Raw genomic sequence first — 20,594 nt, forward strand, 5'->3', positions numbered from 1 at the left:
TGAGGCTTCACAGAGCCATAACCGTCAGCAGCCAGGCTACTGATCAGATGTATGGCTCTGCCAGATAGCCCATTACTCAGGCTGAATGCCCAGGGTAGGGATCAGCTCGGAATAGACCTTGGAGTCGTTCTGCACGCGCTCCAGCGTCTGGGCCGGGGTGGTGAAGAACTGGGCCAGGCCACGGCTCTTGAAGGCAGCCTGCATTTCGGGGGTCTTCAGAGCAGCATCCACCTTTTCCTGAATTTCTTTCACGGTGTCATCCGGCGTGGTGCCGGGGGCAAACAGCGCAAAAGTCGTCGTCGGAATGCTGTTGGCATGGCCACCTGCTTCCTGCACCGTCGGCACATTTGGCAGCAGTTCAGTACGCTTGTCAGCGCCTACCGCCAAGACTCGCACCTTGCCGCCATCTACGTGCTGGGATGCCAGAATGCCACCGACCAGCATGGCATCTGTCTCACCGCCCAGAATGGCGTTTGTCGCCGGGGCCATACCCTTGTAGGGGATGTAGGTGAAGTTCACCCCTTCTTCACGGGCCAGCAAGCCCATGCCCAGGTGCGTGACGTGTCCACGGCCACCAGTGCCCACATTGGTATCACCATTGGCTTTCTTGGCCTGGGCGATAAATTCCTTGTAGTCCTTGGCCGGGAAATCATTACGCACCAGCAGATACAGGTTCACGCCAGCGACTGTGGTGACCGGCTTCAGGTCCTTTTCCCATTTGTAGGGCAGGTTGCTGTAAAGCAGCGGGTTGGTCGATACCGCCAGGCTATCGACCATCAGCAGGGCCGAGCCGTCCCCCTTGGCTTTGGCGATATTGTCAGTACCGATAATGGCGTTGGCGCCCGGACGGTTTTCAATCACAAAGACCTTGCCGGTGGCCTTGTTCAGATGCACACCCAGATCGCGGGCCAGAATGTCAGGCTCGGTGCCGGGTGGGTAGGGGACCACAATACGCACCTGGTCCGTAGTCGGCCAGGCGGCTTGAGCCATCATCGGGGCCAAAGCACCCACACCTGCCAACAACAGGGCCAGCGTCGTATTTTTAAGCTGCTTCATTGTCCACTCCTTATCGTTATTGATTGCGGCCCGCCACCGACTGGTAGCCCCCCGCAGCGCATTTACCATCGTCCAATCAAGATATTCATCATGCGCTCGTGCGCATTGGTACGATCCTCTACCGCAGCCCAGCTCTCGCTGGCACGCCCTTTCAGGGTGTCATGCCAGTCCAGCAGGCCTTCTTTCATACGCCGACAAACCGCTGCATACGCCGGGTCTGCGCCCAGGTCGTGCAGCTCGTCAGGGTCTTGCTTCAAGTCGAATAATTGTGGCCGATAGCCTTGCCAATGTATGTATTTATAGTCGCTATCGCGCAGCATCAGGCCACGACATTCATCCACGCCACGGCCCAGAATCTGGCGGGCTTCCCGATAGGCGTAATCCAGGCTGGCCACGGTGTACTCACGTGCCCAGTCGGACTGGCCGTGCAACAAGGGAATCAACGAACGGCCTTCCACCCGGTGTTCCTGGGCGGGCAGGTGCAAGGCATCCAGAATCGTAGGGGTGACATCCACGCACTCGACAAAAGCATCACTGCTTTGACCACGTGTGACATTCGCTGCAGTCCGTGGATCAACCACGATCAGCGGAACGCGTATGGCGTTTTCAAAGAAATACTCTTTCTCGCCCAGCCAGTGGTCGCCCAGCAAATCGCCGTGATCGGAACTGAAAATAATCAGGGTGTCTTTCAGGCGGTCTTGCTGTTCCAGCATGTCCAGCAAACGGCCGACTTCATCATCGATCTGTTGAACCAGGCCCATATAGACAGGCTTGATCGTGCGCCAGACCTCGTCCTGAGCAAAAGACAGGGATTCTTCATGCTGCTGATAGGCCGCATGCACGGGGTGTGCATTCTGGCGCTCGTGCTCTGCACGCAGGGGCGTACAGGCGTCTTCCGTGCCAAAGCGATCATGGTAGGGCGCTGGCGCTTTATAAGGCCAGTGCGGTTTGATGAAAGACAGATGCAAGGCCCAGGGCTCTTCGCCTTTGGCCGTGATGAAATCCATGGCCCGCTGGGTGAAGTAGGCGGTTTCAGAGTCCTGCGCCTGTACCCGTGCTGGCAGGCTGGCATTACGCATGTACCAACCGGAGGCAAACTGACCCTGGGCATCCTGGCTGCCGATCACATAGTCTTCCCAGGGACGCTCGCTGTCGTAACCCTGAGCCTGCAAATACTGGCGGTATTCACTATCCGGGCCCATTTCAAAGTGACCGTCATAGCGTTCAATCGCGGTAAAGCCGCCTTGCCAGAAGCGCTCGGCCGCCTCGGGCTGAACCTGGAAGCGTCGGGCATTGACCCCGGCCGGGTCCGGCACGTGATGGGTCTTGCCCAGCAGATGGCAGTCTCGCCCGGACTGGGCCAGATAATCGCCCAGATACAGCTCGTCGATGGGGTGGGGAACGCGATTCCAGGTGACCCGGTGCGACAAGGGATAGCGGCCGGTGTAATACGAGGCCCGCGACGGGCCACAGACGGCAGAGTTCACATAGGCACGATCAAAGCGCACACCCATGGCGGCCAGACGATCCAGATTGGGGGTCTTTAATGCGCCCCCAGGGGCATAACAGGACAGGTGGTCTGCACGTAACTGGTCACACATGATGAACAGCACATTCTTGATCTCTAAAGACACCTGACTGGGCTGAGCCTGATCCATGTCCGCCTCAAAAAAAACCGGGTCCGGGCCCGCGTAGAACCCGACGCCACAAAAGGAGTAGGCCATGTGTAAGCAAATGCATAACAGACCCGCTTATGCCTCAGATTATTACCGCAGTCTGAGAATAATTTTTGAATAATCTGATGGTTTAGGTATAAACCAGTAGACTCGGCCAATGCCCGATGTTGCGCTCCACTGACACGCCGCAGCATGGTTAGAATAAAGAACCAACAACTCCGCTTCTACGAGGGCACATGAATAGTCTAAGACGCATGCTGCAAATTCTGGACTTGTACGGTGCAGACACTCCGGTTCTGGATGTGGAAACCATCTGCGCTCGCTTGAATTACCCTCCCGCGACAACCTATCGCTACCTGAAAGAGTTATGCACTAGCGGCCTGCTGATACGCAGTCCCGAAGGTTACGCGCCGGGGCCCCGGTTTATAGAAATGGATCTGCTGATCCGCGAATTTGATCCGCTGGTCAGCCGTTGCCGCCCCTTGCTGCGTTCGCTGGTCGAGCAGACCGGACTGGACGTCCTGATCGGCCAGCAATATGGCGAACGCATATTGACCACCCATCAGGAAACCGGGCCGGAGCGTTTCGAGCTGCTGTTTGGCCGGGGCCGCACCATGGATATGTTCCGCAGCTCCACAGCCCGTATCGTCACGGCTTATCTGCCCACCCGCCATCTGCGCCGCTTGTACGAGAAAAATCAGCAGATTGATTATGTACAGCGCCTGGGCAAGGAATGGCCGGTGTTTTCCGCCCATATGCAGGAACTGCGCCGTGCGGGCTATTGCATCACCAAAGAGCAGATCAATCCGGGCATAGGCGGTATTTCCGCGCCTATTTTTGATGATGCCAAACGTATCTTCGGCAGCCTGACCTTGTTGGGTACGCTGGAACGCTTTGAGGCGATCAGCCCCGAAGCGCTAGCCAGCCTGATCCAGCCCGCTGCACGCGCCGTTAGCCGCGCCCTGGCCCAAGTCTGAGGACTGGGTGCCCCCAGGAACCAAGCCGCGCCTGATCAAGCATCAGTTCGCGGCTTTGTCTTGGCCTGTTTTCGCCCTTTCTTTTTCTCCGGCACCACCACTTTTGCCGGCGGATGGTTCACCACCCCAAACGGAATATGCACGGACGGCAAGGTCTGCGCGGTGGGAATCAGGTGGGTGGTCTGGTCATCAAAGAAAATATGGGGCTGCAAAACCTCCAGCACCCGACGTTTTTCAATGCCACCCAGAAAGAAGGCCTCGTTCACCTCGATACCCCAGCTGCGGATGGTATTGATGACGCGTTCGTGAGCCGGCGCATTGCGCGCCGTCACAATCGCAATCCGCAGGCGCGGCACATAGCTGGCATCCTGCTCCTGACGCAATTGCTCCACTTCCTGAATGTGCGCCAATTTCAGCAAAAACGCCTGTAACAGGCCGGGATTATGCGGTTTTTGCACCAAACGCACTTCATGCTCGAAAAAGGCCGGCAAACCACCTTCCTGCTGATACACGCGCTCGGACTCGTCGTCCGCGATCACCCCGTCAAAGTCGAAAGCCACGCGAATGGGCTGGTCGTCATAAGCATCCTCGTAAGAGGAATTCAGAACCTGACCTGCGGGATAGCCTTGCTGCACCGCCCGATGCACGTCTTCCTGATTGGCCGACAGAAATAGGCTGATGGACAGCGGCTGGATGTAAGGGCTGGGGTCGCCCCCTTGCAGAAACACCGCCCGCGTAATGTCCAGATCATGATGGCGAATGGAATTCATCACCCGCAAGCCTGTATTGGGATCATTACGGGACAGCAGCACGACCTCGACCAAGGGATCGTCGGGCGATAGATCATTCAGGGCCAGCAAGCGCCGAATGAAGGAAAAAGCCACGCCCGGCTTCAGTGGCTCATGCTCGCGCGCCAGCTGGTAATCACGATACGCTGCCTCACCTTGCTCCAGAAAGACCTGATGGGACTGGCTCAGATCAAACAAAGCGCTGGAAGCCAGCCCAATCACCAGCCGTTTCTCCAGGTCATACGCCATACACACCGCTCCCCAAATCCGCAAAAAAAACCAGCATACCAAAACGCTAAGCCGGCACTGGTACTACCCAAGCAGAACAAAGCCTACTAAAGTGCAAACACCATCACCTTCGTGAAAGCTTGCCGCCATGCAACCCTCAAAAAGCTATACCCTTGTTCTGGGCAATCCCCATTATTCGTCCTGGTCCTTGCGCCCCTGGTTATTAATGAGCCACTTGGGCATAGACTTTGACGCACGCTGGTTCAATTTTGGCCCCTCCTTCAGCACCCTGGCTTTCCATGAAATGGCACCGGCGGGCCAAGTACCTGTGCTACACACCAATGGGCAGATCATTTGGGACAGTCTGGCTATTGCCGAATACCTGGCCGAACAGCATCCCGGCGTCTGGCCCATAGACCCCATTGCCCGCGCCTGGGCGCGCAGCGCCAGTGCAGAAATGCACGCCAACTTTTCCTCGCTACGGAATCTCTGCCCCTTTGCCGTCGCCCTGCGCGCCCACCACCATCAGCAGGACATGCGTCTGCAAGGCGAGCTGGAACGCCTGCAAACCATCTGGCAAGAAGGCTTGAGCCGTTTTGGCGGCCCTTTCCTGGCCGGAGAGCGCTTTAGCGCCGTCGATGCCTTTTACGCTCCCGTGGTATTTCGCCTGCAAACCTATGGTCTGAAACTGGACGAAGCCTGTCAGGACTACATGAATCGCATACTGGAATTGCCTGCCATGCAGCGCTGGCACCAGATGGCCTGTCAGGACACCTGGCGCGACCCGGACCACGAAGCCGAAATTGTGCGTGTGGCTGATATACATCTGGATTTACGCCAGCCAGCCTAGTGTCAGCGAATTGCCATGTCAGTGCAGACACGAAAGAGTATCCTTGATGGTCCCGAATGATTTCGCTGTCAAGGATTGCGCCGTATGGGCGATACGTACTTTCGCACTACAAACTACCATTTCACCGATCTGGACCCTCAGGCACAGGCCGCTTATGTAGACTCGCTGGCTGAACAAGCCCGAGCCAACAGCGCCTGTTTACGCTTCGATGTATTGCGCAAAGACCAGCCCCCAGGACAATGGGTGCTGCATGAAAGCTGGCGAGACTCCCAAAGCTGCAAGGACTTTCACGCCAGCGCCCCCGCTCAGACCCTGCAAAAAGCACGGGTCGAACAAAACCTGAACCATCCAGCCCAGCAAAAGGCTGCTGACAAGCCTGCGGCTGCGCGCCCGGCGTGCAAGAAGAGCAAGTGGGACCCCTATGTGTGGATCAGTATCGCCATGTGTATCGGGGTGATGGGCACGGCCCTGGCCAGCCCGCTATACCCGCTGTATCAGGACCGCTGGGACCTGAATGCCAGTCACATTACCCAACTGTACGTGGCCTATATGGCCGCTGGTTTGACGGGCCTGCTGTTTCTGGGCCGCTTGAGCGACATGAAAGGCTTTATGCCCGTGCTGCGTACCGGCCTGATTCTGGTGACCAGCGGCGTAACCCTGTCCGCCTTTGCCTGGGATGTAGGCAGCTTTGTGTTCAGCCGCATCATGATCGGGATGGCTTCCAGCATGATTGTGACTTCAGCCTCCATCGGCCTGGGGCAATTTAACCGAGGCGGAGACGTGCAACGCGCTGCCGCTACCACCTCACTGATGCTGGCCTTTGGTTTTGGCCTGGGCCCGGTCGTAGGCGGCCTGATTGCACAGTGGGTGCCAAATCCACTGTTCTCCAGCTATATCCCCTCCATGGCCCTGGGTGTGCTGGCCATCTATGCCCTGTTTCAGATCAAGCCCATTGCCAGCAAACAGCCGGTACCGCAAAAGACCAACTGGCGCACCTGGATGCCGCGCCTGACACTGCCCGCCACCCATCTGCGCCGCCCCTATCTGATTGGCTGTTTGTCCGCCTGTTGCGCCTTTGCCATGTTCAGCCTGTTCGCCTCTCTGGCGCCCAGCTTCATGGCGCAAATGGTGCCTTGGCACGGCCCGGCCACCAGCGGCTTTTCCATCGGGATTATTCTGTTCCTGTCCTCGGGCTTCCAGCTGCTGATCCGCCGCTGGCCCGCCAAGCGCAGCGTCATCGTGGGCCTGCTGTCCTTTACCCTGGCCTGTATCGCCTTGCTGATCAATCTGTGGGCCAGTTCCTCGTTGTTATTCATCCTGTGCGTGCTGCTGACCGCCTTTGGCCACGGCCTGTGCATGTACGGCGGCATGTCTATCGTGCAGCGTGTCTCGCCACCGCATCAGCGTGCCGGTCTGACGTCTACCTACCTGATCACCGGCTATCTGGGTGCCATCCTGCCTATTTTGGGTCTGGGCTGGCTGGCCGACCATTTGGGTCTGGACCAGGGCCTGATGATCTTCTGCAGTCTGATCGCCACCGCCGCAATGACTGTTTCCATCATCGCCTATCTGACGCCGGTACTGCATAAACCGGCCTCTGCCTGAGCAGGCACCTTGGCAAGCCACAAGCTCTGGCTGTGGCTTGCTCGCCATGCGAGCCCCCGTATATTCCCCTAGTCCATTCAGGCCCCTTACTAGGGTTAGACCTGAAAAAGAAACACGTCCACCCTCAGTAGAATAAAGCCACTCCTGCAACGCTTCGCAGCACAGAGCGACCGGACCCAAGTATCTCCCAAAAGAATAAGTAATCCTTATCAAGGAGGCATTATGGCTGTTGCATTAAACAAGCTGTTTGTCAGTCTGGGCGCGGCCTTGGCCTGCTCGGTTACCGCACAGGCAGCCGGTTATCCGGACCACCCCATCAATATGGTGGTGCCTTTTGCGGCGGGCGGTCCCACGGACAACGTGGCACGCGCTCTGGCCGAAGCCATGCGCCCAGTTCTGGGTGAAACCATTGTGGTGGAAAACAAAGGCGGGGCAGGTGGCTCCATTGGCACTTCCCAGGTCGCCCGCGCCAAGCCGGATGGCTACAACATACTGCTGATGCACATCGGCTTTTCCACCGCCCCTTCGCTATACAAGAAGCCCGGCTATGACGCCATCAACGGCATGTCTCCCATCGGCCTGGTCGTTGACGTTCCCATGACCATCATTGCCCGTGAGGACTTCCCACCCAACAACATTCAGGAGCTGGTGCAGTACCTGAAGGACAACCAGGACAAGGTTTCCCTGGCCAACGCCGGGATTGGCGCGGCCAGCCACCTGTGCGGCACCATGTTCACTGAGGCACTGGGTATTGAACTGCTGACCGTGCCCTACAAAGGCACCGCCCCGGCCATCGCGGATTTGATGGGCAAGCAGGTGGACATCATGTGTGACCAAACCACCAACACCACCCAGCAAATCAAATCCGGCAAGGTGAAGGTCTATGCTGTCACCAGCCGCGAGCGCGTCCCGACCTTCCCGGACGTCCCCACCATGGAGGAATCCGGCTTCAAGGACTTTGAAGTAGGCATCTGGCACGGCATGTGGGCACCGAAAGATACACCCCAGCCTGTCGTGGATACCCTGGTAAAAGCGCTTCAAGCTGGCATGGCTGACAAGGACTTCCAAAGCCGTATGGCCACTCTGGGAGCCACGGTCATGGACAAGGAAGCCAACCCGGCCGCCTTGCAGGCCAAGGTGGAGCAACAAGTGCCCCAGTGGGCCGCCCTGTTCAAGAAAGTGGGCGTAGAGCCCCAATAAAACCTGCTAGCCCAAAGGCTTTTGAAAAGGACGCTTAGGCGTCCTTTTTTTCGGCTTTGGGGTGCTGTCTGCCGCAGCGGTGGATAGCCTGTCCGGATGACCAAGAGACAACGCTCCATCAAGCTCCCGGCGACTCAAGAAAATCCGATCAAGAAAGGCTCGAAGTCAACGACTAGAGAAAATCCGGCCAAGAGAGGCTCGGACTCTGCGAGTATCAATCCGTCTTTCGAACCGCCGTATCCAAAGCCTGCAACCGCGCCCAAAGCTCCTGGAAATCCAGATCCTGTGTGATCACTACCATGCGCCCTTGTTGATCCGGCCAGGGCCACTGCGGCACGGCCTGCCAAGGATAGGACTGATGTTGCACGGCATGAATCACCTGCGGCTGGTCCATGCCCTGGACGGGCAGAACAGCTTTAAGGCGCAATAGGCGAGGGCCTGCCCACTGGCACAGATCCGACAACCAGGATTGCAGTTTGTCGGCGGGCAGAGCTTGGGGGAACAGGGCGCTTAACGAGTAGATGGAATCTCCATGGCGGGAAACATCAGGCAAGCCGACCGCGGACTCGTTGGAGCTTGCTCCATGCAGGTGAGTAGACTCAAGGCTGCTGGGCTGACTGCTGCTGTTGCTGTTGCCGTTGCCGTTGCCGTTGCCGTTGCCGTTGTCAGCCAGGGTGCCCGTGCCGTGGCTATGGCTATGGCTATGGCTATGCACATGATCGTGATCATGATCATGATCGTGATCGTGATCGTGATCGTGATCGTGATCGTGATCGTGATCGTGATCGTGATCGTGATCGTGATCGTGATCGTGATCGTGATCGTGATCGCCAGTATCTTGCCCCAATGCCTCGAACGCTTCCAAGCTCCAGGCCCGTCCTTGCCCCGCTTGCTCACCCAAGCCCAACAAACTGGGCGCAACAGGCTGCGATACCGCCAGAATCTGCTGCTGCGCCAAAGGATTCAAACCACGCACATATTCACGCAGTACCGTTTCCGCCACGGCATCCACCCGATCACGCTTGCTGAACAGCAGCAAATCAGCCACAGCCACCTGCCGTCGCGCTTCGGCATGGCGCGCCAGCGTTTCCAGCCCATGCTCCAGATCCACCACCGTCACCACACCCGCCAGGCTGTACTTCCCGGCCAGTTGCGGATCGCTTAACAAGGTATGCAAGATAGGGGCAGGATTGGCCAGCCCGGTCGTTTCAATCAGAACCCGTCGGAACTGTCTCTGGCCTGCCCGCGAAAAACGCCAGGTAATGTCGCGCAAGGTCTGTACCAGATCGCGCCGTATGGTGCAGCACAAGCAACCACTACCCATAGCCTCGATCACATTTTCCTGGCTATGCGCCACCAGATGATGGTCCAGCGCCGTCTGCCCAAACTCATTGATGATGACCAGGGTGTCGGCCATCTGCGCTTCTTGCAAAGCGCGATTAATCAAAGTCGTTTTCCCGCTGCCCAGAAAACCGGTCAACAATGTGACCGGGATAGGGCCTTGTGCAGATTTGGGCATCGTATTCATCCGGCTGATGGCCCGCCGTCGGGCCATCAGCCATTATACGAAGCCCAATACTGCCCCTTCTAGCGCAGAAACCGAGCCTCGATCTGCCGCATATGGGCATCGCCTTGCAAGCCAATAATGGTTTTGACGGAAGGCAGGCCGGAATCCACATTCTGAATGCCGCCATCCTGACGAATTTGGGCAAACACCGCTTGCATGGCCCCTACAGCCGCACGAATCGCATGATTGCCGTAAATCACCACGCCCACTTTGCCCAGTTGTGCAATGTCCGCCTCGGTCAGTTGAGGGTAGGCTGTTGGCACCAGCACCAACGGCACCTTGCCCGGCCAAGCCTGAACAAAAGACAGAATCTGATCTGGCGTAGCTTGTTTGGAGTGAATCAGAATGGCATCTGCACCCGCCTGCTCGTAAGCCAGCCCCCGCTTCAGGGCCTCCTCCTGCCCCAGGCCAGCGATCAGGGCCTCGACCCGCGCAATAATCAAGAAATCAGGGTCACGGCGCGCAGCACAAGCCGCCTCAATCTTGCCCTGGAACTCTTCAATCCGTACCAGCTCCTGACGCCCGTCCGCTCGCAAGCTGGTGTCTTTAGGGAAGGTTTTATCCTCCATCACAATGGCACTGGCACCCGCCGCTTCATACAGCGGGATGATATAGCTAACATTGACCGCGTTGCCAAAGCCGGTATCAATGTCGGCAATCAAAGGAATATCCACGCTTGAGGCAATCGCCCGCATCATCTCCAGGTGAGTTCCCGTCGACAGGATATTGGCATCGGGCACGGCATAACTGGCTGACAACTCAAAACCGCTACCCCAAATCGCTCCGAAACCGGCATCCTGCGCCAGCCGAGCAGACAGGGGGTTATGTGCGGCCATCGCCGTCATCAAACGCCCTTGGGAGAAGGCTTCTTTCAACACCTGATTCTTTTTGCTATTCACACTATTTCTCCGTAAGGGGATCAGCTCAGTCGAGCAATGGCTTGGGCAATGCGGCTCATCGCCTCCTCCAGCTCCTGATCGCTGGAGGCATAAGACACCCGGAAGTGACCGGGTAGTTCAAATGCCGACCCTGGTACCACAGCCACCCCTGCACTGCGCAGGAAGTAAATGCACAGATCCTTGTCGGTACTGATCAACTGACCGGAAGGGTCTCGCAAACCCAATACGCCCTGACAGCTGGGAAACACGTAAAACGCGCCCATGGGAAGATCGCACTCAATCCCCGGCATGGCATTGAGCGCCGCCACCACCTTGTCACGGCGTCGGCGAAACGCTTCCACAAACTCAGGCAGAAAATCCATGGGGCCATCCAGTGCAGCCACGGCCGCTGCCTGACTAATGGAGCTGGTATGAGAGGTCGCTTGCGACTGCACCAGATTCATGGCCTTGATCAAAGGCAGCGGACCAGCGGCGAACCCCACCCGCCAGCCGGTCATCGCGTAGGCCTTGGAGACACCATTGATGGTCAATGTGCGCGCTGCCATGTACGGGGACAAGGCGGCAGGCGTGGCAAAGGGTTCGTCGCTATAGCGGATTTTTTCGTATACATCATCAGCCATCACCCAGACATGCGGATGGCGCAACAGCACTTGCTCCAACGCTTCCAGTTCCTGACGTGAATACACGGCACCACTGGGATTGGATGGAGAATTGAGCATCAGCCATTTGGTACGGGGGGTGATGGCGCGTTCAAGCTGATCGGCTTGCAGCTTGAAACCGGCTTGTGCACTGCAACGCACAATGACCGGCTGGCCACCTGCCAACAAGACCATTTCAGGATAGGAAACCCAGGCAGGGGTAGGGATAATGACCTCATCCCCGTCCTGCACCGTGGCCTGCAAGGCGTTATACAAGGCTTGCTTGGCCCCGCAGCCCACCTGGATCTGATCGGGGCTGAAGTGCAGGCCATTGTCACGCTCGAACTTGCGCACCACGGCCTCACGCAGGGCCAGGGTGCCAGCGACCTCGGTATAGCGGGACTCATTACGATCAATTGCTTCTTTAGCCGCCTGACGCACATGCTCGGGGGTCGCAAAGTCCGGCTCGCCTTGACTGAGGGTAATCACAGACTGCCCCTGTTGCCGCATTTGATTGGCCAGACGCGTCATCTCTTTGGTGGCCGATGCCTTGGCTCCCAACACGCGCTGGGCTAGCGCGATCTCTTCCTGACATTGCACAGAGCTCATTGTGTCCATCCTACTTTTACTTTGAAAATGAAACGGGTCAGCAGCAACGGCAAAAATATCGCCATCAACAGCACCAGGCTATATGCACTGGCCTGTGCCAAACGCCCACTGTCCACCAATTGAAAAACCTCGATAGGCAGGGTGCTCATCCCGCCAAAATACAGAACCACCGTGGCGGATAATTCCGACAGAGTCGTGATCCACATCAACACCGTGGCGGCAATTACGGCAGGCCATACCACCGGCAAAACGACCTTCGCAAAGGTTGGCATCGGCGCTACGCCCAGGCTGATGGAAGCCTCTTCGATGGAGCTACGCAAGTTATGTAAAGGTCCCATGGCTGCACGCACACTGGTGGGCACCCGGCGTAAAAAGTAAGCCAGCGCCATAATGACCCAACTGCCGGTCAGCACCAGCCAGCCACTGTTAAACACATTAATCAAGGCAATGCCCAATACGGTGCCCGCAATCGTCAAGGGCAACATGACCAGCACATCCAGACCTGTACTTAGACCGGAAGGACGCTTTACGATCAGATAGGCGGCCACGATGGAAAATACGGCACCGGCACTGGTCGCTGCGGCGCCCAGCAACAAGGAGTTGTACAAAGGCCCGGGTGCCTGCACCAGAGCTTGCTGCATATGGCTCAAGGTAAAGCCGCCATACTTCAGCACCGGTCCAATAGAGGGCGTAAATGCAGTGACAACCACCACCATCACGGGTAGCACCGACAACACAATCAGGATCGATACCAAAGAGGCGCACACAGCGGCCTGCCAGGCACGCAAGGGCACGCGCTCCGGAGCTCGTCCAGACTCCATCTGGTAGGTGCGTCGGGCTACAACCCACTTTTGAATCAGCAGCAAGGCCAGGCCCAGAAACACCAGCAAAGAAGCCATGGTGGTCTGCATTTGCGGGTTACCGCCCATTTCGCTGACAAATTCGTTATAAGTCTTGACCGCCAGCACGGGGGTACGGGCTCCCAAAATGGCCGGAACGCCAAAATCCCCAATAACGTGCATGAAGACCAGCACCGCTGCACCGCATAAAGCCGGCATCATCAAAGGAAAGGTCACCGTGCGCAAGGTGCGAGCCGGGGAGCTACCCAGACTAAGCCCCGCTTCCTCCAGATTACGGTCCATGGACTTCAACCCTACCAGCACAGCGACATAGGCGTACACGTAGTTGTTCAAGGTCATCACAAACACCAGACCCCACCACGAATACAAAGAAGGCAGCTCCAGGCCCAAAGGAGCCAGCACACTATTGAGCACGCCTTGTTTACCCAGCACCACAATCCAGGCTGCTGCAACCACCACGTCCGGAATGACCAAGGTCAGCAAAGGCAAGACGCCCAGGCAAGTAGCCAAGGGGAAGGAAAAACGAGCCGCAGCCAGAGCCAAACCAGCGCCAAGCACCAGGCTAAACACGGTTACGGCCCCACCCAGCCACAAGGTGTTGAACAAACTCTCCCGATAAGCAGGCTCGGAGAAAAACTGCACGTAGCCGTGCAAACCAAACTGACCTTCCTTGTTGAACAGGGAGCTGGTCAGCATGGACAGGACTGGCCATAGCAAAAAGTAGCCCAGCAAAGCCACTGCACCCAGGGCCAGCATCAGCCAAGCTGGATCGCGTCGCAAAGAACCCAGCATCATGTGCGCTCCACCAAGAGAGCCGATTCGGGAACGCGCAATACCACCGCATCGCCCCGGGCCCAACTCTGACTGACACCGGTATTCCAGACCACTGCCCTCAGGAAACCGAACTCCGTGCGCAATTGATAAGCCGTGCTGGGACCCCGGTAATCCACGCTCTCAATCCGCGCCGCAATGTCACCCTCGCCCAGCGGGCGCACAGCATCCACACTCAGAGTTTCAGGCCGCAAGGCCAACATCGTCCGCTCGGTAAAACGTCCGACAGACTGAATACGCACAATGCCCCCCGCCGTACGGAACCGGCGGCAGCCATCTGCAGCCTGGCCGAGCTCCTCCTGCAGCTCGATCAGATTGGCCCCTCCCACAAAATCAGCCACAAAGCTGTTGTCAGGGCAGCGGTAGATCTGCTCGGGCGTCCCGACCTGGCGGACGCAGCCCCGATCCATGACGGCAATGTAATCAGACACGCTCAGCGCTTCTTCCTGATCATGCGTCACAAACACAGTAGTGATGCCGGCTTCCTGCTGCAGGTCCCGCAGCATCTCGCGCAGATCGGTGCGCAGCTTTGCATCCAGGGCAGACAAGGGCTCATCCAGCAAGAGCAGATCGGGCTTGATCACCAAAGCGCGTGCCATGGCCACTCGCTGTCGCTGCCCACCGGACAAGGCGGACGGCAAAGCATCTGACTTGTCCTTCAAGCCCACGCGCGCCAGCATTTCCAAAGCGGGGACACGAGCCTGGGAGCGAGACTGGCCACGCGCCAGCAAACCGTAGCTGACGTTATCCAGCACGCTGCGATCCGGAAACAGCGCGTAATCCTGAAACACCATGCCCACATTGCGTTTGTGCACAGGCACTCGCGTCATGTCTGTTTGGCCGAACAGCACCTTGCCATGATCAGGGCGCACAAACCCGGCCAACATGCGTAGCAAGGTCGTCTTGCCACAGCCCGATGGCCCCAGCAGGGTAAACAAGGAGCCACTGGGGATGTCCAGATCCAAGCCGTGAAACAAAGTCTGTGAACCGTAGCTTTGCTCAATACCTGATAGATGTATCTGCATACCAGTCCCGCCTAGCGCTGGGAAACCAGTGCACGCCAACGTGCCAGGAAGGCTTCACGATCCGCACCCATACGATCATCATCCAGCGCATGCACACGGATCTGATCCATGGCAGGCAAGCTTGTCAGCGTATTGACGGCAATATCGCTGCGTAAAGGGCGGCGGAACGCGCTTTTGAATACCTCTTCCTGCGCAGGGCGGGAGGCAAGGAAGTCATACAGCTTGCGAGCGGATTCGGGGTTACGCCCGCCCTTGATCAAGGCCATGCCTTCCGGCGACAGGAAAGTGCCCTCTTTGGGGTAGACCAGGTCAATCGTATCCAGACCACCGGCCACATATTGATAGGCGGCATATTCCATCGTTACCGCAACCGCGAACTCGCCATTGGCAACGCCTTCGTAGGCACCGGAGGTGGTTCCGACCACCACTGCATTGCGCACAACCTTCTCAAACACCTCCTGGCCCATCAAATCCTGCAGGCCATACAAGGCAACATAAGAAGAGCTGCTGCGCTCCGGATCTGGAATCACGATCTTGCCCTTCCAGGCCGGATCAGCCAGATCCGCCCAGCTGTCAGGCGCCTTGAGTTTGCCCAACTGCCGCTCGTTAAGCATCAACACCGTGACATGGGTATTGGTACCCAACCAACGTTGCTCAGCTCCCTGATACTGGGCACCTACAGCACTGGCCTCGGACGACGAATAGGGCGCCAGGTACTCGGCATACTGCGACAAGGTAGAAAACCCGCCGGACCAGAACAAATCGCCCAGAGGTTGCTCTGCTTCGGCCTTGATACGCTGCATCAGGGCACCGGAACCCGCCCGCACCACAGACACCGATATCTCGGGGTGGACCTGACGGAACTGCTCAATCACCGTGTTCACCACATCGATGTTATTGGAGGAGTACAACACCACTTCATCCGCCTTGGCAGCCCCCGTAGCCAGGCAGGAAAGCATGAGCAAAGCGGATAGATAAGGGAAACGGTTTTGCATGATTATTTCCTGTAATTTCAATAAAATTGCATGAAAATCATGGTATTTATCTTAGATGACCGTTCTGTTACACCCTACACCCACCCCCTGTTAAGCGTGGCCCTATCATGAGTTTTAATCATGCTTGAGAATATTCCTCTGGTCCCCCTGCGCGTATTTGTCGCGGTGGGCCGACAAGGCAATTTCACCCGTGCAGCCCAAAGCCTGGGGATCACCCAAAGCGCAGTCAGCCGGCATATCGCCACCCTGGAAAAAGTCAGCAAGCAGGCCCTGTTCATTCGACGCGGCCCCTATATTGAGCTGACGGCCGCCGGCTTGCAGCTGTATGACACGGTCAAAGATGCCATGGCCACCCTGGAGATGGCCATTCAGCAAATCACCCATCAACAGGATCAGCACGAACGGCTGAGAGTCCGCACCTCCATGCCCAGCTTTTCAATGACGGTGCTGGTGCCCATGCTTGGCCAGTTCACCGCCCAGCACCATATGCAAATTGATCTGATCACCAATCTGTCGCCACCCCGTCCTAATGAAGAGTTTGATGTGTTGATCAGCCGTGACTTGAGCCTGCCCGACAGCGAAAGCTGGGAGCTCATACGCGAAGAGCTGGTATGCGTGGCAGCACCTGCCTTGATCCAGCAGCACAGCGGGCAGGCCTGGGAACACTGGCCTATGGTGACCGCGCGCTCACGACCGGACATGTTGGGTTTATGGGCTTTGGATCAGGGTATTGAGCCTTCGCGGCTACTGATGAGCGCCACCTACGATCACCTGTTTTTCGCGATTGCCGGGGCCATTGCCGGCTCCGGATTTCTGGTTGTGCCGCGTTTACTGGTGATGGACCATCTACGCGATGGCGTCCTGCGGGAAGTCGGCCCTGGCCAAGTGGCCACAGGCGCGACCTACATGGCCTATGTCAACGCACAATCACCCCAGCAAAGTGAGGCCCGCCAGTTTTGCCGATGGTTGAAAAGCAGCTTGCGACAACGCATTGCGCCTTGAGGCCATTCGCGTCATCTCGCTGATTCAGTCAAGCTCTGCGACGTCGCAGCTGACTGATCCAGCTATAGGCGCTGACCAGGGTAATGCCCATCAACACCAGTAAAGCGCCCATCACAAAACGGGGTTCTATGGCCTCGCCCAGCAGGAAAGCGCCGAATAAAACACCGAACAAGGGAGTGGCAAAGGAGAACACCCCCAGCCGCGACGCCTGATACTGACGCAGCAACCAGAACCAGACCAGAAAACTCAAGAACGCCACCACCACAGACTGGAACACCAGGCTGGCACCCAACAAGCCTGACCAATGAATATCGGTTTGCCCGGTCACGACCGCGGCCACCATCAAAATCACAAAAGCGCTGAACAGCTGATACAGCAAAGCTTCCGAGGGCGGGACGGCAGACAGGCGCGTGCTACGAATCAGCACGGTGGTAAAGCCCCACAAGGCTCCGGCGGCCAAGGCCATCAAATCCCCGATCAACATGCGGCCCAGATTGGCCCCGTCCATACTGGCCGGCCCCAGAAAGGTTATGGCAATGCCCGCCACCGCCAGCCCGATCCCTACCCATTGCAAGCGGGCCAGACGCTCGGACGGCAAGAGAATATGCAGGCCCAAAGCCGCAAAAACAGGAGCGGTATATAAAAACACCACCACGTGCGCTGCCGAGGTAAAGCGCAGGCTCTCACCCAGCAGCAAATACTCCAGCGCAAACAGCAAGCCGGCCATCAGCCCCGGCTTCCAGGCCCCTTCTGTAAAGGCCAGCTTGTGCGTGCGCACCAGAACCAGCAAAGCCACCAACACACAAGCCACACCCGAGCGCAAACCGATCTGAAAAATAGGCGCCATGTCATTGGCCGTGGCCTTGAGCAAAATCTGCTGAAAGCTCCAGATCAGGCACAGGACCAGCATGGCGCCGCTGGCCAATGCATCCAGCGGTTTACGTTCTTCGCTCATGGTTTTTTTATCCGAAAAATAGCGTGCTTTCCCCTATGACCGAACAGGGGCAGAGGGGGCGCAAAAAATGATTATCCGTGAAATTTCCCCGAATCAAAACGGGGCAAAACTTTCTTTACCCTCGGATAAGCCTTAATTGATATATCAAAAACCCCTCCCTAGAATCATTTAAGCCTAAAAAACAGGAAAAGGCTTGGGAGACAGACATGACGCTTAGCAATACCGACCGGGTACGAATCGAACTGGAGCACCGCATTGCCAGCGGTGATCTGCCGCCGGGCAGCGCCATTGATGAATCCTTGCTGTGCACTTTTTTCCGGGTATCACGCACGCCGGTACGCGAAGCCTTGTTGCAGTTGGCAGCCACCGGACAAGTGCGCATTGCCCCCCGAGCCGGTATTTTTGTCACCCAGCACACGATTGAAGAGCTGGAAGAAATGCTGGAAACCCTGGCCCTGCTGGAAGGCGCCTGTACCCAGCTGGCGGCCTACCGCATCAGCAATGCCCAGATTCGCGAACTGGAGCGTTTGCAAAAGCGCGGTGCCAAGGCCCTGCAAGAAAAAAGCCTGGCTGATTACGCCACGTACAACGCCGAATTGCACGCCCTGATCCACAGCATTGCCGGCAATACCTTCATGGTGCAGCAAATTGAACATCTGCGCCGTCTGACCAACCCTTACCGCCACCGCCATCTGGATCAGGAAAACCGCATGGAGCAGTCCTGGCATGAACATCAGGCACTGACCCAGGCCCTGGCCCAACGTGACGGCCCCAGCGCCATGCAGGCAGCGGCCAGCCATGTGCTGTCCGGGGCCGAATCCCTGCGTCGTGTCGCCCAGGCCCATCCCGAGAAATGGGAGTTCGACAAGCGCGAGCGCTATAGCTGGCTAAACGCCCAGCTCAACCCTTTAGCCGGGTTTTATATGCGGCACTGAATTAATAATTAGCTAAAAAAACTACCACTCATACCGAGGAGACTTTCTCATGTTTGCAAGCCGTTTCACACGGCGTGCGCTGGCTGCGCTCGCCCTGACATTAAGCCCTGTAGCCGCTTTACACGCTGCCGAACCCATTCGCCTGGTCGTGGGTTTTGCCCCTGGCGGCGGGGTCGACACCCTGGCCCGCGTCACCGCTCAGGCGCTAAGCAAGGAGCTGGACCGCACCGTAATTGTGGAAAACAAATCCGGCGCAGGCGGCACCATTTCTGCCGACTACGTATCCAAATCCCAGGCCGATGGCAACACGCTGCTGTTTGCCGATACCTCCTTGCTGGTCGCCCCCTATATTTACCCGGCTCTGCGCTACGACTTGCAGCGTGACTTCGCCCCTATCGGTATGGTGGGCCAGTCTGATCTGGCGCTGGCCGTTCCGGGCGACAGCCCTGTCAAAACCGTGGCCGAATTGATCGAGGCCATTCGCAAAGCGCCTCCTCAAACAGAAACCTTCGCCTCGGTGGGCGTAGGCTCGGTGCACCATCTGGGTGGTGAACTGTTCGCCTTGCAAACCAAAACCGAACTGGTGCACGTTCCTTACCGCGGTGGCGCTCCCGCCAGTCAGGCTCTGGCCTCCGGTGAAGTGTCCATGTCCTTTGCCAGCCTGGCTTCCTCGATTGGCCTGGCCAACTCCGGCCGCATTCGTCTGCTGGCCACCTTGTCCGAGCGCCGCTTCCCCGGCATGCCCGATCTGCCCAGCGTCTCGGAAACCATTCCTGGCTATAGCGTGACACCGTCACTGTTCATGCTGGCCCCACAAAACGTGGACCCGGCCTTGATCGCCACCGTCAGCAAGGCCTTGGAAAACAGCATGCAGCAAAAGCAAGTACAGGATGCCTTCCTGGCCCAAGGCTCGGTAGCCGGTTATCAAGATGCCCAGGCCACCGAAAAATGGCTAGGTGAAGAAACAGAACGCTGGGCCAATGTCATCAAGACCGCCCAACTCGACTTTAAACAATGAAATAAGCAGCTAAGTTATGACGACTGACAACTCTGATACCAAGCGCCCCGTACTGGGCCTGATCGTGCCACCGGCCGCCGGTCTGGTGCCTCCGGAAGGTCCGGAAATGTACCCGGAAATCGATTTCATCGCCCAAGGTCTGGCGCTCAGTTCGGTGGACAAGGAAGGCTATGACCAGGTTATCGACCAGGTGGTGGAAGCAGCCCAGAAACTGGCTGCCCGTGGCGCCCGGGCCGTGTCCCTGATGGGAACATCGCTGAGCTTTTACCGCGGCTCGGACTTTAACGAAGAGCTGGTGGCACGTCTGCGCGAATCCACCGGCTTGCCATGCTCCACCATGAGCCATGCCATCTTGCGCGGTCTGCGTGTCAGCAGCATCGAACGGGTAGCGGTGGCCTCGTCCTATATTGATGACGTAAACCAGCGCCTGGTCCGATTTCTGGACCAGAACCAGATCCAGGCCGTCTGCGCCTATGGACTGGGCGTTAATGACGTCACGGCCATGTCGAAAATCAGCACGCAGGAGCTGGTAGACCTGTGTCTGAAGACGTGGGACATCGCCCAAGAGCAGGCCCCCGGTCAAGCACAAGGTTTGCTGCTGTCTTGCGGCGGCCTGGTGTCGCTGGAAGCCGTGCGTCAGGTCGAGGACAAGCTGGGCGTCACTGTTGTGTCCAGCTCGCCTGCTGGCTTCTGGGATCTGGTGGCGACGGCTGGGCTGGATTTATTTCCGCAGGGGATGGGACGACTGGCACAAGAGCGTCAAACCGCCTGATCCCTCGATGTAGATAGCCCCTTGTCCGCAAACGCGGATAGGGGCACGTAACACGCTATTTGCGGACACTAACGCCAGGCAGATTGTGCCCGCAGCGCACTCAAGCGC

General features: G+C 57.7%; 18 protein-coding genes. 8 read left to right on the forward strand and 10 right to left on the reverse strand.

Annotated features, from left to right (window positions below):
• Window positions 1–72: 72 nt before the first annotated feature.
• On the reverse strand, window positions 73–1,056 hold the full coding sequence (locus tag D0C27_RS12510; RefSeq protein WP_009463828.1) for a Bug family tripartite tricarboxylate transporter substrate binding protein: 984 nt from the start codon (window positions 1,054–1,056) through the stop codon (window positions 73–75).
• 62 nt (window positions 1,057–1,118) lie between these two features.
• Window positions 1,119–2,714, reverse strand: a complete 1,596-nt coding sequence (locus tag D0C27_RS12515; protein ID WP_137431618.1) for a sulfatase-like hydrolase/transferase — start codon at window positions 2,712–2,714, stop codon at window positions 1,119–1,121.
• 254 nt (window positions 2,715–2,968) lie between these two features.
• Between D0C27_RS12515 and D0C27_RS12520 the strand changes: the two genes are divergently transcribed.
• A complete protein-coding gene (locus tag D0C27_RS12520) occupies window positions 2,969–3,709 on the forward strand; it encodes an IclR family transcriptional regulator (protein WP_137431098.1) in 741 nt (246 codons plus the stop codon).
• Between the two features lie 35 nt (window positions 3,710–3,744).
• Here the strand turns inward: D0C27_RS12520 and D0C27_RS12525 are convergent, their stop codons facing one another.
• Window positions 3,745–4,746: a 5'-nucleotidase gene (locus D0C27_RS12525; RefSeq protein WP_137431099.1), complete on the reverse strand. Its 1,002-nt coding sequence runs from the start codon at window positions 4,744–4,746 to the stop codon at window positions 3,745–3,747.
• A gap of 127 nt (window positions 4,747–4,873) precedes the next feature.
• On the opposite strand from D0C27_RS12525, the gene D0C27_RS12530 reads away from it, so the two are divergent.
• The 3 genes from D0C27_RS12530 to D0C27_RS12540 all read left to right on the forward strand — a co-directional run bounded on the left by D0C27_RS12530 (window position 4,874) and on the right by D0C27_RS12540 (window position 8,380).
• A complete protein-coding gene (locus D0C27_RS12530) occupies window positions 4,874–5,575 on the forward strand; it encodes a glutathione S-transferase (RefSeq protein WP_035269379.1) in 702 nt (233 codons plus the stop codon).
• An 84-nt stretch (window positions 5,576–5,659) separates the two neighbouring features.
• Window positions 5,660–7,180, forward strand: coding sequence for an MFS transporter (locus tag D0C27_RS12535; protein WP_137431100.1), 1,521 nt, complete (start codon window positions 5,660–5,662; stop codon window positions 7,178–7,180).
• A 222-nt stretch (window positions 7,181–7,402) separates the two neighbouring features.
• Window positions 7,403–8,380, forward strand: coding sequence for a tripartite tricarboxylate transporter substrate binding protein BugD (locus D0C27_RS12540; RefSeq protein ID WP_035269381.1), 978 nt, complete (start codon window positions 7,403–7,405; stop codon window positions 8,378–8,380).
• Window positions 8,381–8,594: 214 nt separating this feature from the next.
• Here the strand turns inward: D0C27_RS12540 and D0C27_RS12545 are convergent, their stop codons facing one another.
• The 6 genes from D0C27_RS12545 to D0C27_RS12570 form a co-directional block, all read right to left on the reverse strand.
• Window positions 8,595–9,899 (reverse strand): CobW family GTP-binding protein, encoded by a 1,305-nt coding sequence (locus D0C27_RS12545; RefSeq protein ID WP_170978578.1) that lies wholly within the window; start codon window positions 9,897–9,899, stop codon window positions 8,595–8,597.
• A gap of 68 nt (window positions 9,900–9,967) precedes the next feature.
• On the reverse strand, window positions 9,968–10,846 hold the full coding sequence (locus D0C27_RS12550) for a phosphonopyruvate hydrolase (RefSeq protein WP_137431102.1): 879 nt from the start codon (window positions 10,844–10,846) through the stop codon (window positions 9,968–9,970).
• 20 nt (window positions 10,847–10,866) lie between these two features.
• Complete coding sequence (locus D0C27_RS12555; RefSeq protein WP_137431103.1) at window positions 10,867–12,093, reverse strand: pyridoxal phosphate-dependent aminotransferase; 1,227 nt, start codon at window positions 12,091–12,093, stop codon at window positions 10,867–10,869.
• Window positions 12,090–13,748 carry an ABC transporter permease gene (locus tag D0C27_RS12560; RefSeq protein WP_137431104.1) on the reverse strand — a complete coding sequence of 553 codons (1,659 nt, stop codon included), beginning with the start codon at window positions 13,746–13,748 and terminating at the stop codon, window positions 12,090–12,092. Before D0C27_RS12560 ends, D0C27_RS12555 begins: the two co-directional genes overlap by 4 nt.
• The gene (locus tag D0C27_RS12565) at window positions 13,745–14,809 is read right to left on the reverse strand and encodes an ABC transporter ATP-binding protein (RefSeq protein ID WP_060186763.1); all 1,065 of its coding nucleotides are present in this window, start codon (window positions 14,807–14,809) and stop codon (window positions 13,745–13,747) included. The genes D0C27_RS12560 and D0C27_RS12565 overlap by 4 nt, the downstream gene beginning before the upstream one ends.
• 11 nt (window positions 14,810–14,820) lie before the next feature.
• Complete coding sequence (locus D0C27_RS12570; RefSeq protein ID WP_115634703.1) at window positions 14,821–15,804, reverse strand: ABC transporter substrate-binding protein; 984 nt, start codon at window positions 15,802–15,804, stop codon at window positions 14,821–14,823.
• Window positions 15,805–15,924: 120 nt separating this feature from the next.
• Here D0C27_RS12570 and D0C27_RS12575 point away from each other — a divergent pair, with 120 nt between their 5' ends.
• Entirely contained in the window at window positions 15,925–16,806 is an 882-nt protein-coding gene (locus D0C27_RS12575) for a LysR family transcriptional regulator (protein ID WP_060186764.1), read from the forward strand.
• 28 nt (window positions 16,807–16,834) lie between these two features.
• Here the strand turns inward: D0C27_RS12575 and D0C27_RS12580 are convergent, their stop codons facing one another.
• A complete protein-coding gene (locus tag D0C27_RS12580; protein ID WP_060186765.1) occupies window positions 16,835–17,761 on the reverse strand; it encodes a DMT family transporter in 927 nt (308 codons plus the stop codon).
• Between the two features lie 206 nt (window positions 17,762–17,967).
• On the opposite strand from D0C27_RS12580, the gene D0C27_RS12585 reads away from it, so the two are divergent.
• From D0C27_RS12585 to D0C27_RS12595, 3 genes are read left to right on the forward strand one after another with little or no spacing between them, the layout of a single operon-like run.
• A complete protein-coding gene (locus D0C27_RS12585; protein WP_026483950.1) occupies window positions 17,968–18,696 on the forward strand; it encodes a GntR family transcriptional regulator in 729 nt (242 codons plus the stop codon).
• 49 nt (window positions 18,697–18,745) lie between these two features.
• On the forward strand, window positions 18,746–19,714 hold the full coding sequence (locus tag D0C27_RS12590) for a Bug family tripartite tricarboxylate transporter substrate binding protein (protein WP_009461472.1): 969 nt from the start codon (window positions 18,746–18,748) through the stop codon (window positions 19,712–19,714).
• A gap of 16 nt (window positions 19,715–19,730) precedes the next feature.
• Entirely contained in the window at window positions 19,731–20,486 is a 756-nt protein-coding gene (locus D0C27_RS12595) for an arylmalonate decarboxylase (RefSeq protein ID WP_035269392.1), read from the forward strand.
• The last annotated feature ends 108 nt before the right edge of the window (window positions 20,487–20,594 follow it).

This window comes from Alcaligenes faecalis (assembly GCF_005311025.1).
Taxonomy (GTDB): Bacteria; Pseudomonadota; Gammaproteobacteria; order Burkholderiales; family Burkholderiaceae_B; genus Alcaligenes; species Alcaligenes phenolicus.

Bases quoted from the DNA above. Each gene is read 5' to 3' on its own strand.
- D0C27_RS12590 (WP_009461472.1), top strand. From the start codon at position 18,746: ATGTTTGCAAGCCGTTTCACACGGCGTGCGCTGGCTGCGCTCGCCCTG.
- D0C27_RS12545 (WP_170978578.1), bottom strand. From the start codon at position 9,899: ATGCCCAAATCTGCACAAGGCCCTATCCCGGTCACATTGTTGACCGGT.
- D0C27_RS12530 (WP_035269379.1), top strand. From the start codon at position 4,874: ATGCAACCCTCAAAAAGCTATACCCTTGTTCTGGGCAATCCCCATTAT.
- D0C27_RS12585 (WP_026483950.1), top strand. From the start codon at position 17,968: ATGACGCTTAGCAATACCGACCGGGTACGAATCGAACTGGAGCACCGC.
- D0C27_RS12535 (WP_137431100.1), top strand. From the start codon at position 5,660: ATGGGCGATACGTACTTTCGCACTACAAACTACCATTTCACCGATCTG.
- D0C27_RS12555 (WP_137431103.1), bottom strand. From the start codon at position 12,093: ATGAGCTCTGTGCAATGTCAGGAAGAGATCGCGCTAGCCCAGCGCGTG.
- D0C27_RS12510 (WP_009463828.1), bottom strand. From the start codon at position 1,056: ATGAAGCAGCTTAAAAATACGACGCTGGCCCTGTTGTTGGCAGGTGTG.
- D0C27_RS12560 (WP_137431104.1), bottom strand. From the start codon at position 13,748: ATGATGCTGGGTTCTTTGCGACGCGATCCAGCTTGGCTGATGCTGGCC.
- D0C27_RS12515 (WP_137431618.1), bottom strand. From the start codon at position 2,714: ATGGATCAGGCTCAGCCCAGTCAGGTGTCTTTAGAGATCAAGAATGTG.
- D0C27_RS12595 (WP_035269392.1), top strand. From the start codon at position 19,731: ATGACGACTGACAACTCTGATACCAAGCGCCCCGTACTGGGCCTGATC.
- D0C27_RS12520 (WP_137431098.1), top strand. From the start codon at position 2,969: ATGAATAGTCTAAGACGCATGCTGCAAATTCTGGACTTGTACGGTGCA.
- D0C27_RS12580 (WP_060186765.1), bottom strand. From the start codon at position 17,761: ATGAGCGAAGAACGTAAACCGCTGGATGCATTGGCCAGCGGCGCCATG.
- D0C27_RS12565 (WP_060186763.1), bottom strand. From the start codon at position 14,809: ATGCAGATACATCTATCAGGTATTGAGCAAAGCTACGGTTCACAGACT.
- D0C27_RS12540 (WP_035269381.1), top strand. From the start codon at position 7,403: ATGGCTGTTGCATTAAACAAGCTGTTTGTCAGTCTGGGCGCGGCCTTG.
- D0C27_RS12575 (WP_060186764.1), top strand. From the start codon at position 15,925: ATGCTTGAGAATATTCCTCTGGTCCCCCTGCGCGTATTTGTCGCGGTG.
- D0C27_RS12570 (WP_115634703.1), bottom strand. From the start codon at position 15,804: ATGCAAAACCGTTTCCCTTATCTATCCGCTTTGCTCATGCTTTCCTGC.
- D0C27_RS12525 (WP_137431099.1), bottom strand. From the start codon at position 4,746: ATGGCGTATGACCTGGAGAAACGGCTGGTGATTGGGCTGGCTTCCAGC.